Raw genomic sequence first — 14,449 nt, forward strand, 5'->3', positions numbered from 1 at the left:
TCAGCGCTCTACCGAGACGTATACCGCGCCACTGTCCGAGGAGCCATCAGAGTTCTCGACCTTGACGGTAAGGGAAATGACATCCGACAAATCCATGGCTTTCCAATAGGTAGAGTATTGCCCCTTGTAATCGGTACTGGTAACCACAAATGGACCTCCATGAATGGAAACCAGAATGCTCCTGTTTGCCATTGGCTCACGGGAGTCCCTGCCCACGATCTGTGCAGTCATCGTGACAATCGAGTCCAACGGAACCGGATTCACCGACGCAACCACCGACTCGACCGCCGCGTGACGTGACTCGACCACCGAGAACGCCAACGACTGCACATCCCATCCGGCCAATCCGCCTTTCACCGAGGCCAGCAACAATGCCTGGCCCGATGCTTCGAGCGTAAAACGAGCCGTGGCCTTGCCATCGGTACCCGTGGAGGTTGGCGCCAAGCGTTTGTTGCCGTATTCCCACATCACCTCGACACCCGCCAAAGGCTCACCGGTGATGGCAGAAACCACCCAGGCGTCTGCACTCACCTCTTGCCCGGGATCGCCAACTGGATGCTCGCTGACCAATGCTTTGATCCGGCGCGGCTCATTCACAACAAACGGCAACGACAGCGACTCCGAATGCAACTCATCCCCCACCGTCGCAGTCAGCACGAATGCACCGGGGATAGTCGGCAGAAAATCGAGCGTCGCCACCCCGTAAAAATTGCTCACCGATGTCTTCACGCCAACATCGGCACTGCGCCAGGTCACCGTCACGCCGACCATCGGTTTACCGGTGATCGTCGAGACCACGGTGATCTGCTCCGATAGCGTGTCGCCCCAGAGCAGGGTCTGGTGAAGACGCTGACGATCAGCGATTTTCACCACTTGCGTACCTTGCCCCACCGACATTGCGCGTACTGGCGACAACCTCGCCAGCCGTGGCGAGGCAAAACAGAAGCCGAAGTTGCCGTCCTGCAGATCGCCGACCGCAAAATCATAGCTCAGCCCCTCCACGCTGAAATGTCTGGCCAGCCCAAGTGCTGGCGGGTCGAAACGAATGCCCAATTCCCCTGGCCCGGTACCGGTCATCCCCAGCAGCAGGTCGTGACCGATCAACGCACTGTCGGCCTCGGCAGACACTTTAAATCTGTGTTGCCCCTTGCGACGCGGGAAGCCGGCGCTCTCTTCTATCGCTCGCCCGTCCAGAAGGGTCGTCAGACCGTCCCACGGATCGCTCGCCAATGCCTTGACCAACATAGAACGTAACTCTTCAAAGCCGTCATACGCACTGATGACCCGAGCCTCTACCGTTTTCTCACCCCCCGTGGCGGGCACGTAGGGAAAACCGCTCCAGCCATCGCCAGCGGTGTTCGCTACCTCAGTGATGTCATCGACTGTCCATTTCACCGGCACCTGACCCACCGCCTGACCGGTGAATTGCGAGACCACCTGCAACCACATCCACGCCGGATCCTGTCCGACGACCGGATCTACCGCCGACTCGCGCGACGTTTTGATCCTGACTTTGTTGTGTGCCAGCGAAACCGCGTTTTCATCGGTTGAACCATAAAACGAACGAACATAAAGCTGAAAATGTCCAGGTTCAGTACTGCGGGAACAATCCAGGGTCCAGGTCGCACCATCGTCACCCAGCCGCTGCACGGTATTCTCAGAGGGATCGAGCGTGATACCCAGCTTCCCCGGTTGATCGCCATTCCAGTGCAGAATCACGCTATCGCCCACCAGAGGACTGAGTGCATGAGGTCTTAATATGTAGCGATGTATGGCCCCCAGACACGGATAGAGTGCCTGCCCCCGCGAGCTCGGCAACTGATCCAGCACCACGGAGACTTCATCGTTGAAATCACGGCTTAGCAGACGCCCGAACAACTCCCGGTCCTCGAGCCCTGCGGTGGTCAGCCGAAGCTCGAACATGCTACTGGTGCTTTGCGCGAGGTCAGACGCCAGCGTCCAGCTCAGGATCTGGCCCTCGCGCAGAACCTTGGGAACGCCCAGATCGCCCGGCACCAGCCCGATGCCAGGATCGGCCTTGCGCCATTCAAGCGTGATACTTTTGCCAATCAATGTGCTGCCGGGCAACGCCTCGACCCGCAACGTGTGCGACTCACCCCGAAAACACACAATGCCCGACTGATGGACTGGCATGTTGTCAGCCAGCGTGATCGTGACCTGATCCTTCCAGGTACTCCTTGCTATCGCCTTCACCGCGAATTCGCGCTCGATTGCCACCGCACCTTCGTGTGCCCTGACACGGGCGGTGACGGTCTGATCTCCAACATGGGTTGGCGGGTAAAGCAGACTTGCCCAGCCACCGGCCCCGGTACGGGACGAAAACTGACCATCAAGGGTTTGCCATTCGACCAGCGCGTCGATGACCCCATCACCTTCGCCACGGCTGGTGTCATGCACCACTTGCAGACGCAACAACACCTCTTCCTTGTCCTCCACCACCGGAGACTTGTTGGCTTCACGCACGTCGGCAATCCTGACCCGGTTACGCGCCAGTGACATCGGTTTGACCGGCGACGGCAACAACAGCTTCGAGCAGACCAGTGACAGTTCGAAGCGACCGTCGAGCCGATCTTCGCTGGTCAGCGTCCAGGCAACATCGCCGCCCGCGTACGGCAGCGGTTCTTCGAGCGACGGATCGACCGTCACCCCGAGCTGTTCATGGCCGAGACCGCGCCAGTGCAGCGCCAGGTCCGTGCCGCGCAAGGGACTGTCGGCGGGCAAACGCGCGATGACGGGATGGTCGCTGCCCCGATTGGGATACCCCGTCGCCTCCCACGCGGTTTCTTGTGTCTCGGTGACGGCTCGCAACGCCTTCCACGGATCCGTGGCCAATACCTTCACGGCAAATTCGCGAGTCACCACGCCGCTGGCGTAATAAGGGCTGTCGACCGAAGCCGTGATGACCACATCACCCGCGGCACTCGGTGCGAAATCAAAGTAAACCCAGCCTTGCTCGTCCGTGACGCCGGCGCCAAGCACACCTTGCCCGGGAGTTGTCCAGTTCACCGTGCGGCCATCCAGCGCCTGCCCGGTATAAAACGAAATGACTTGCACACCCAGACGGACACCTTGCTCATATTCGAGCACCGGGTAATACGCTGCTTCCTGCGCCTCGCGAAGATCCAGACGATGGTGCCCCAGCGACACGTCAATCGAATAAGGTTCGGCGTGGTACTGGTTGATCATGTTGATCGAGAAATCGTAACTTTTCTCTTCACCGATCACGGGGCAGTCGAGCAGCCATGACGAGGTCAGCGCTTGAACGCCCCCCCAGTCAGGCTCTGCCTTGACCGCTTCCAGCGGGTTGCCGGGGCTGGTCAAGGCGATTCCGGTACCCAGCCAGGCATTGCCCGCCTCCGGTACAAAAGACAACTGGTGCGCACTGTCCAAAGGGCGATTGCCCGGGGCTGCGCCAAATGAAGCCCCCAGGCACAGATACAACGTTTGGCCTGGCGACAGAACCTCTTCATCCAGACACACATTCTGCAGCTTCAATGGCTCCAGTTTCAGTTGCAGGTTGATGCGGGTGATACAGATAACCGAGCGTTTGTCCGAAGGGTCGCTCGCAGGACCGCTGACCTGGAAGCTCAGCGTCTCACCGCTGCCGAACGCCAGTTGATCCAGTGATTCTTGATAGGCAATCGGTTTGAGTTCGAGCGGCTGGCCCGCCGCCAAACGGGCTTGATCCTGTTCCAGGTGGCGTGAAGCTGCGTACTTGAGTTCAATGCTCATTAACACATCGCTGCCCTTGACGATGCGCAACCAGCCCGGCTCCCCCGTCCATGAACCTCCCGGACGCAACTCGCAAAGAAACGTCAGTTCGTAACTGGCATTGGCTGCGGGCGTCAGGGGCATTACAACAGCCTGTGTGGCTGAGCCGCCAACCCCGAGTTCCATATAATTGGTGAAGACGTTTTCGTAGTATTCCGCCCCTAAACCCACCGCGCCCTTGTGGGTCCACGCCGACAGCCCCTCATTGAAGTCACCATTGCGCACCAGACTTTGCATCGCGTGGATAACCGGCTCATTCATGTTGGCTGACTCCTTCAGAAGGTTTGCTCAGCGCGGCATTCTCAGCCGCGGTGACCAGGTCTTCGACTTTTTGGGTGAAGGTCGGCTCGCCAGACTTGGCGGTGTAGCGGATGCGCACAATGATGTCGGTCAACGAGTCGAGCATGGCAGCCTGCGGCTGTTTTGCCGGCCACGGGAAATTCAGTTTCCAGTGAGAGACTGCGCCGGTGTTTTCAAACGGGTTGAGCAGCCCCTCATCGGGTTTCATGGCGCTCAGACCGTTGTCGGCCAGCCCCACCGACAAGGCGATTTGCTGAGCGCTGCGCAGGTTGATCACCACATCCGATGGTGCGATACCCTTTGGATTGTGCATGTACTGCACCGACTGCGCGGTGGGCCGGGTCGCCGTCATGCTGCTGATCTGGAGCAAGGTCGACCGGACATCTTCGTAGGGTCCGGTGAGTACCGGCAGATCGACTTCCACCGAACTGATCTGCCGGCAGAAGTGGCCCGGATGATCACGATCGAACAGCAACTGGGTCAGTCTGAACTCCAGCACGCCCGTGTCTTTCAGTTGCTGCAATGCATCTGTCCAGTCCGCAATGCCGACCTGACGGTCAACCTCGTCGTCGAACAACTGCCGCAGGGAGACGGTTTTTATCAGCTCCAGCCGGCGCTCCCGGCGCTGCAGGTATTCACGCTCCATACGCAGCAGATGCCCGCGCAGTTGTTCCCCGGCGGTCAGACCATGGCGATGATCGAGCCAGACCTGGGGTAACGGGATCTGTGCATCATAATCGCCGGTTTCAGCCGCCAGCGAAGCCTGAGCGCTGAGGCACAGGCTGATGACAGCATCGTAGGCCTGATAATGCAGCGCCTTGAGCTGGCCGAGCATCCAGCCGAACAACTCGGCGTTGGTCGCGCGTTTTTTCAGGAAGTTGTAAACCGCCAATGCCTGAGCGTTGGCCCTGAGGGTTTGCGCCAGGCTGGATCGGGCCGCCGTGACCGCGTGCCCCTGGGCAACGATCTGCGCATCGATGGCCAGCACCTCGGCCAGCGCCTGATCGCGTTGCAACGCCCATTCGTTGCGACGGCGACGGTAGCCTTCGGTGGTCGCCTGTCTGTCGGCGTCGATTTGCAGCAGGGACGAGGCGACTTCCAGACCGAAAACCACCGCATCCGCCGCTTTTTCCAGGCGATGCCCACCATTGGAAAAGCCGAAAATATTCGGTAGCGAAGCCAGTACCGCCCCCGCCGGCTTGATCGACTTGGCCACCAGGGCGTACGTCTTGGACTGCTGCAGGCTCTCCATGACCTCATATTCAATGGCCGAAACGTTTTCGTTGTAGCGCGTTGCGTAAGCATCGGCCCGCTCTTGCGCCACTGCCCGGCTTTGCTGCAGCGCCGTGACATTGGCCTCCAACTGGGCAATGGACTGCTCCTGCACCGTTTCGGCGTAGCGGCCCAGTTCCACCAAATGGTTTTGCTGCAATTCTTCCTGCTCGGCGCGATCGCGTCGCTCCAGCAAACCAAGCAACTGACTGCCGTAATCCTGCAAGGCCTGCACGGCGCGCAACGCGACTTCGAAGGTCACGCGCCAGCGGAACGCATTGACCACCAGGCGCCCGCCCATCGGTCTTGGTCCGGCCACGCCACCGGCCGCCAGGTCACGCAACAATTGATTGGGATCGGTCGGTGGGCTGAACAGCAAAATATCCATCGGTTGACCGTCGAGGGTGAGATTGTTGCGCAGGTTATGCATCCGTTGCTCAGGCGCAGCAAACAGGTCCAGCAACGACTGATTGATCGGGATTTCGAAAGGCTCGCACGTCAGCAGTCCGAGCATGGGCGGGGTATCGGAAGCGGAGGGGTAATCCGCCAGGCTGAAATCCAGCGACTGCTCAAATGCTTCCAGCCCTGGCCGCGCCCCGCTCTTGTCCAAAAGATTCTTGACTGTGTCGGTTTGCCAACGGGTGCTGGTGTTTGCCGTGGGTGCCTTGCCCATCAGAAATCCGGCCTGGACATAGCACAACTTGGCCGCCACCAGACTGTCGCGGGTCAGTTGCCGGTAGTACCAGTCGCCCCAGGCCATCAGGTTTTTCACATAGTCGGTGAACACCAGAATCTGCAAATGCCAGGGGGCCGCGTAGCCAATCGCATCCGGGTCCGTGGGGTTCTGGGTTTCACAGCCGGGGTTGCCCTGGAGAGTGTCCAAGGGCCGGCAACGCCAGTACGCCGGTTTTGAATCGGGATTGACGGGCACCTCATCAGGGTCGGCGGGGGCCTGTGGATCGAACAGATAATGCAGCCAGTTCTGTGCCTCGCGAAAGCGTTCTTCATCACGCAAGCGCGTGGCCATCAAATGTGGCAGATGAAAAAACAGCTCCCAGAAAAACAGGCCGTTGGCACCGTCAAAGGCACCATTGGTTTCCTCGAATTGCGCGCCAGGTGGCAACGGCTGCGGCGGCGGTTCGCGCAAAAACTGGGAGTCCCAGTCCAGCACGTCATCCACGGAATCATTCGCGCGCTGCGCCAGTTCCGGGCCAAACAAAGAGTTGAGCCTGACGTATTTCAAGGCCAGTTCGGCCTGGTTGAAAGAAAGGAACTGCGCGGCATCAACGGTATTTTTGTGCAGGGTCGGCGGGGTGAAGTCCATGAGGTCGACAATCGTCAGGTCAAACGCTTTGACGCCAATTCCTTCATTTGTGGAGGAGAATGAAAAGGTGGTCGGCTTCGGCCATGCCCCTTTACTTCGTTTGAAGAAACCCGGTTCGGTAACCCCCCCCCCCGCCTTGGCAAAATCACCTTCTATTGTTTTATCCGCCGCTGAAGGATTGAGCATTTCCAGTTTCATGGAAACCACGCCACCCCCCATACTCCCTGGCCGGCAGACCCCCTGCACCATCAGTGTATCGTCGTCACCTGCGCGCAACGCCACGACGTTCAGCTCCAGATACGGGGTCATGGAACCCGCTGTGGTGACGTGGGAAACGACCGTCACCTGACTGCTCAGCGGATGCTGTACCGTTTCATTGCTGACGAAGCGTTGTTGCAGCGCCAGATCCAGCCAGGCCCCACTGTCCAGGGTGTCACGGCGCATCAGCACGTCATACACCGCAGCCTCCCTCAGATCAGGTTCGCCGGAGGTAGCGACAAACTTGCCCGTCAGCAAAATCCCCAGCTTGCCCTTGGGGTCCAGGTAATCGGTGCGCACACTGGCAATCAGCCGGGTACCCGGCAAAAGGTTGTGATCATGCTCCGAACTGCGCAAACACAGCGGAGCTGACCATTCGCCGTTCTGCCGCATGAATGCCAGATTGATGTCGAGCTTATAGGGGACGAATTCGCCCGTAGTTTTACTGTCGACCCGGACACGCCATTCGGCCCACACCAGACACAGCCGGCCATTCCAGACCACCGGACGTATGTCCAGCACCGGGTTGCCGGCCTGGATGTCCACGGCCTGCCACTCACTCCAGGCCGCCGGATTGACCGCGACACTCGCGGTGTTGAGTTCAATCCCGGCCTTGCGCCAGTAGTACTGGAACGGCTGCACCCGCTGCCGCCCGACAAAGTAATAATCAGCTTTGGCTGGCGTCGTGCCGTCCATATAGCAGCTGAGCACATCCAGATCGCAGGTCTTTTCGAATGACTGCAGATAGTCCTGCAGCGCCGCCTGTACGGAATCGTCGCTCAAACGCGCCTGGTTGAGGTTGTTTTCCAGGTTTTTGAACAGGCTGGTCTTGCGCTGACGCACGAAGGGATTGATGAAGTTTTCCGGGTAGCACGAGATCAACTGCACCGCCGCCCAGTCAGGGTAATTGTCGTAGAGCTGCCATTGGAGCAAATGTTCTTTGTCGAACTGTTGCGCCTGGAAGCCGGGTTCAAGCTTGCGATACACCGCATGAATATACTGCTGCGCACAGCTCGTCGCTTCGGCCACCCAGGAACTCTGCACCGCGTAGGTATCCAGCGGATCCATGCGCAGCAGTTCGAACAGATCTGCCGGCGTTTTCAGAAAAGAGTATTTCGCGCTGCCGACTTGTCCGATGCAGTATTCGAGCAGTGCCGAACGACGTTTTTCCAGCAGCCCGCCAATGTGACTCAGTGCCATGATCTTGCTCCTTGCGAGGGTACCCGGGGACAAATGTGCGCCAGGCGCTACCGCTCAGCCGGTGTGTCTACTCAACGGGCGAAAACGATGGGGTTGGCAAATATTCTTTCCTTATCGCCAGACTGAGTGCGAACACTGAGAGAGAAGGTGCCTCCCGTTGAACTGGACACAAAGACCCGCGTCAGCCCCTGCTGATTGGTGAAACCCTGTGCCGGCCGGATCGTCGCGACATCGAGTGTTGCGGGGGGGACACTCGCGGCAAACCATTCCACAATCGAGTTCTGCCCCAGGTTGCCGTAGTCGTCCTCCAGTACGGCGTAGAGTTCGACTTCCTCGCCTTTCGGCACTTCCCTCAACGGTGTTGGCGACAGCTCGGCAAGCGGGAAATGCAGTGTTGAGTAATCGGCGACGATTTCCACCGCAGGGGCGTACTCCGGTTCAAACAGGTCCAGCCAGAAGACGGGCGTGTCCCTGCCCATGACGCTGCCCGGGACAAACGTGGCCAGCAGCGTCCCGTCCAGTTCGGTCGCACCCGATTCGATGCTGCCCAGCGTGGCACGCCAGTAAACGTTGACGCCGCTGAGCGACTTCCCCTCGGCATCTTTGAGGGTCAACTTATAGGTGACTTTTTCGCCAGCCTTTCCGGCCACCACGGTGCTGCTGTCCACGACTTCGCGGGTTATCGTGACCAGCGCCTTGAGGTCGCCCGGCACCTGCACCATTGGCGCCCGCCCACGGACCTCACCCAACTGGGCAAGCTCGGCGGCCTCGGCATAAGCTTGTTTGTCGACGGTCTCGGGCAAATTGCCGATCAGGAAAATGGTCAACGCCTCCATTCCACTCTCGGTGGACAACTCTCGCACGCGCATCAGCAGATCAAGCTGGATGAGATTCTTCAGCACCTTTAAGTCAGTCGGATCGATGCGACTGACGCACTCGCGTACCTCTTGCACGCTCCAGCCAAAAAAATCGGCCAGTTTGATGGCGGCAGCCTGTTGCGCAAGCCTGAGTGCATCACCCGTGACGTCGGGCAGTTCATTGACCTGGCGCAGGTAATCCAGGAGCTTGTGCTCCGGCTGTTCGCTCAAGCCGAACGCCCGGGTGAGCGTCGACAGGTAATACAGCGTGCGCAACGACAACTCATGCTTGTTGTCCTGCGCGAGCCAGGCCCGGTAACCGTAATCCAGATAGTCCTGCAGCAGCGTGGCGCTGAGGCCCAGTGTCGATACCACCTCACTGCGGCGGCGTACCTCGGCCAGCAGATCAAGCAACGGATCGGCATTGCGATGGTGGCTGCGGCCCGGGTCCTCGGAACTTGCGCCGACTCTTTCCAGCACTTGTTGCAGCAATTGATAAACCGTAGCGTTTGCCCAGTTCAGGGTGGGTATGGCCTGCTCCACCCCGACGCCGGCATACACCGCCAGCGTCTCTTTCACCAGCGACACCTGAGCATCGCGAACCTGCAGCAGCACACTGGTCATCAGATCGATGATGTTCAGGCGCGTGAGTGGATCAATCACTCCCAAGGCACTGTCGACCGCCCACGTGATTTTTGCGCGGACAGTGTCCAGGTACTGCTCGAATGTCCCTGCCGGTGGCAATACCAGACCCTGGACGTCGACAATCGGCTCCAGACCATCCGCCGGTGTCGCCAGGAACTCCAGCCAGTCAGCGGCCCCGGCAGACGGCACGCCCCCAGCCAGAAAAGCGCCATTGGACACCAGCGCCGTCGGCAGCAGATTGCGGACCTGCTCGAAAAACTGCAGATCCTGCTCGGACGGTTCCAGCGCCGGTGGGCTGGCGACCGCATGTTGCAATACCCACAGCACCGCAAGCTTGCTCTGCACACACCACTGCACGCAGCTTCGCATGGCCTCGATCAGCTCCAGCGCATCCGGTGTTCCGAGCTGTATGGTAAGGATACGAGGAACACCTGCCAGGCCTTTGACCCAGTCATCCCCGCCGAGCAACGACAGCATCAGCACACCTTCGACCGGTGTGATGTTCAACAGCCGCGGCAGTCTTACCAAGCGGCAAAACGCGGAAATGATTGCCGGACTGCGCGTCAACTGGTCGGTCAACCCCTGGGCCTTGGCCACCGTCATCGCCAGGTAGTAATACGTCTGCAGGTCAATGGCCAGCCCGCTGCACAGTTGACTGATCGTCAAATCAACCACACCCGGCGCCGGCACAAGGTCGAACGGCTGATTGTCGAGTCTGAGGGGTTCGCGATAGCCCGCTTGAGCGTTGAAGATCTGGTCGAACTGCGAGAGCGCTTCGCCGCGGCCGTAGACCGACACATCACTGACAAACAGCGCAAAATCCGCTGCCGTGCATTCGTAACGCTCGCGCAATGTCTGAAACAAGCCCAGTGCACGCACCACGCCGCTCGATATATTCATCTCCTCCTCGACGGGAAGCTTATTACCCAGCCTTACTGCGCGGATGGCCGAGGTCAGCAGCGCATCCACCTGGTCGAAAGGCAACCCGGTCCAGTTGGCCAGGCGCACCATCCGGTTCATCCGGTCATAGCGATTGAAACCGGTCATGTCGGCGGGGTTGGCTGTCAATTGATGGCGAAGCACTGAATCGTCGCTAATGCGCACCGCCGGTGCGGTGTTGTCATTGATGTAGACCGATCCTGCGCGCTCGCTTTCCGGGAAGTCGGGCACCTCATCCGGGTAGGACACATTGGCCGAGCGCACCGGTGCGAAATCGCCGATCGACAACAAGGCTTCGATCTGCGTGCTGGTCAGCTTTGTGCGTTCACCAAAAAACACCACCTGACTGAGATTTGCCTGGTTATCAATATCACTGGTACCAAAGTTGCGATCGTAAAAATCCTTGCGATTGTCGAATTCCTCACGGGCCTCGGTCAGCAATTGCCGCTGGTAAGGGCCGAGCCGGGAAGCGTGGGCAAAACCGTCGCCGGTTTTGGGACCTCGCGCATTGGCTTGCAAAAAGTAGGGGTAAGCCAGATCGACCCGATGCTCGAAATCCCCCACCGACAAGCCATGAATCTGTGCAATACCATCAATGGTCACCCAATGTTGGTAATACGGCAGACCATTGGGATAGCGAGCTTCGATCAACGCATCTTCAATCGACGCATCGTTCTCCAGTTGCGAATTCGCCGCGATGAACGCCTCCAGCACCGCGACGATGATGTCCACCGACGAGATCGACCGATACACCGCATTAAAGTCGACAGCCAGCGGTAACAGATCCGTGCGGCGCTCATGCAACCTGTATTTTTCTTCCTGATCGCCTTGCGACTCGATACGGTCGCGGATCCAGCGCAACAACTCGATCAGATACGCCACCGGCGACGTGATCGACTCCAGTGCATCCGGCGGACACCGCGCCGCAAAGTCGGTGCCGATCAGGTTGTGATAATTGGGACCGTCCACCATCGACAACAGGCCGTCGGCGCTACGGGTTGCAGCGCGCTTGTCACCGCGCAGGGTCTGCTCGATAAACCGGCGACGTATATACGTGGCCATGCTGTTGGCCGCGCGCAGAAATCGCTGCGCCTCCTGTGCAGTGACCCGTTGCTCCCTGACCAGGCCTTGAACGCCCTTCTCCACCAAAGGAAACACCGAGCCACCCTGCTCGAAATAAGTCTTGAGGTTCTCCAGCCCGATGTTTTGTACTTGTTGTTCCTCGCCGAACAACTGATCGATCAGTTGCAAGGCAGGACGGCGCGAATCAACCATGATGTGTTCCTTGAGGCAACAAGGGGGTCCGGGCAGCCTGACGTTGTGGTCAGGCTGCGCATTCAGCAGATAGGATTGGGCGCTTCAAAACGATCACGGTCTACTGTCAGATCTGACAGGTTTTATGACCGTTCGTCGTAAGTACCGGCGTTCGAATCTGCCGCCGGTTCGACTTCGAAACGCGCACTGGTCACCCGATCGGACATCGTCGCGCCATCCGCCCCGTCCGTGATGGTCTGCTGGAATCGGTACCAGTTGCCGGTCGCGGGCAATGCTTGTGTCGAACCGCGCCACTTTCCACCGGTGACCGGCAATGCCGACGCCCAGCGCAGATCCGGGTTCCACCAGCTCTCGACATCGCCTGTACCCGTGCGGCCCGAGCCGGCAAGCGTCACCGGATTCACCACCCACTGGCCAGCCGCCGGCTCGTCAATGGTCGGCAGGAACGTCCCCAACACCACCGGTCGCAGTGCCTTGAGCGAAGTGAAATCAGCCAGCGATGCCACCACCTCAAGCGTGCAGGCGCCACCCACCAGCGAACTGAAATCCTGCGTCACCACCCAGGTGCGATCGGCCTGCACGATGGTGCTTGCCTGTACCGAACGCGCAGCGACCGTCAGCGACACCGTAACGGTGTCGCCCGGCACACCGAAGCCTGCGACCACGCCATGGCCGCCAATGTGCTTGCCCTCGGTCGGGCTTTCGACAAAGGGGGCGGCCGGGACGACGTCGTAGTGCAATGACTCGGTCTTGTCCGACGCCTGCAGCTGGCCTTTTTCATCGGTGAATGTTTGCCTGGCCCACAGGGTTTTGCTGCCCACCGGCAATGTCACCTCGCCTTCCCAACGGCCATCCCGGCCCACCGGGACATTCGTCAGCAATGGCTCGGCGACGCCCTCCAGAAAGACTTCGACATAGCCGTTGGCCATGCCGCGCCCCTCAAGCTTCGCGGTGCGTGGCAGCGTGCCGCCGGGCATTGGCTGGACGAATTCCGGGGGCAGCAACACCACTTTAAAAATGTGTAACTCACTGCGTTCCGACGGCCGCCCGTCAAGGGTTTGCTGCGCGTCGACGGTGTATTCCACAAACTCCAGATTGTCGAGTTCAATCGACCAGTCCCCGTCCTGCGCCAGTACTTTGGGGTCGCCAAGCGGTCGCTCGAAACGGGCATCGCGCAACTGCAGGGTCGCGCCCGCCATGCCGTCCTTGCCCTCCACGGTGACCGGGCGGCCGACTTTGGAACCCGCCTGCGGTTGGGTGATCTGCGGTTTGCGCATCGGCGCAGCGACGGTGAAGGTTCTGGACGCCGGGGCGGATGTCTGCTGCGCCGCCGTCTGGGTCACCGTCACGGTGTGAGTAATGTCCGGGGCAAACGTCTCGGCGCGCTGAAAGGTCCAACTGCCCTCGGTCACCGTCGCCTCATGGACTGTGCCGTCATCACTGAACACCAGGTTGACCCGGGCGCCCGGCCAGCACGTGCCGCTGAACTTCGGTGAGAGGCCATCCTCGACCGGATCTTCGACCTTCGGTGCCAAGGGTGGGATATTCACCAGCACCTCGATCCAGTGCGGTGATTCATGCTCGTCCTTGAACTGCCGGAAATACACTTTGCGCTCGAACGTGGGGCCCCATTCGTCAATGGCCCTGCTCGACCATTGGCCGTTTTGCACCGGCGCGTCGGGGGCAATGGGCGTAACGAGGTCTGCTTCAACCAGCCTCACCGTCGCGCCGGTAAAGCCTTTGCCACTGAAGGCGGGCCGGTACTCCAGGGTGAAATTGATGCCTTCGACGTTACTCAACGCCCGTTTGACCGTGAAGGCCAACGGCAGCGAGTCGATCCAGCCATTGGCACCGTCGGCGATCTGCTGAATGACTTCTACGGTGCTGATGCCCAACGGCCAGTTTGTCGGTGCTGTCTGCCACTTGCCGTCCGTGCCTACCGAGGCATGGGGCGGGGCTGTCCCCGGCCCTTCCTTGAGGGTGAGCTGGACACGGGTCGCGAAATGTTCGTCGAAATGACCGTCGCCGTAGAAATCCGCCGTGCTGTCGGTGGGGAAGTTGATGTTCGGCAATGCCAAGGTTGGCGGACGGATTTTGAAGGCGCGGGGTTCACTGCGTCCGGATCGGAGGTTAGCGAAAATCTGTTCGACAACGAGGCCGACGGGACCTGGCGGTAACCCGGTGACAGAGACGTTCCAGTCACCATTGGCCTTGGTCACCGTGTCAACGCCTAATGCAACGTCACGTCCATCCTGGAATACCACTAGCCGCGACGTAAGAAATCCGTTGCTGCCCTCTAGGGTTAAGGACGGCTCCTGCACGGATAACGGTTGTGGCTTCGTTATCGTTGGAACACCTACAACATTAATATCAACAGCATTGGTATAAAGATGACCAAAAACTGGATGGCTGACTCGGGCCGTAATCGAATTAAGCCCACTACGGGGGGCTTTCGTCATCGGCATCTGCCAAGTCGCCGCGAATCCTGCGGGGACGGGATTTCCCCACTCTTCATTGTGATTTAAATCACTGACTATCTGGATCACGGCGTCGGGGGTAGCAGTACCCTTGAAAATCAACTCTTTGG

The 14,449-nt window shown here is 59.6% G+C and carries 4 protein-coding genes; all 4 read right to left on the minus strand.

Going from position 1 to position 14,449, the window contains the following annotated elements; translation table 11 throughout:
* Complete coding sequence (locus P3G59_RS22620; protein WP_277759027.1) at positions 1-4,053, minus strand: hypothetical protein; 4,053 nt, start codon at positions 4,051-4,053, stop codon at positions 1-3.
* The gene (locus P3G59_RS22625) at positions 4,046-8,146 is read right to left on the minus strand and encodes a neuraminidase-like domain-containing protein (protein ID WP_277759028.1); all 4,101 of its coding nucleotides are present in this window, start codon (positions 8,144-8,146) and stop codon (positions 4,046-4,048) included. Before P3G59_RS22625 ends, P3G59_RS22620 begins: the two co-directional genes overlap by 8 nt.
* A gap of 71 nt (positions 8,147-8,217) precedes the next feature.
* Positions 8,218-11,862 carry a Tc toxin subunit A gene (locus P3G59_RS22630; protein WP_277759029.1) on the minus strand — a complete coding sequence of 1,215 codons (3,645 nt, stop codon included), beginning with the start codon at positions 11,860-11,862 and terminating at the stop codon, positions 8,218-8,220.
* 122 nt (positions 11,863-11,984) lie between these two features.
* Positions 11,985-14,081, minus strand: coding sequence for a hypothetical protein (locus P3G59_RS22635; RefSeq protein WP_277759030.1), 2,097 nt, complete (start codon positions 14,079-14,081; stop codon positions 11,985-11,987).
* Positions 14,082-14,449: the final 368 nt, after the last annotated feature.

Origin of the sequence: Pseudomonas sp. A34-9 (assembly GCF_029543085.1) — a bacterium.
Classification (GTDB): Bacteria; Pseudomonadota; Gammaproteobacteria; order Pseudomonadales; family Pseudomonadaceae; genus Aquipseudomonas.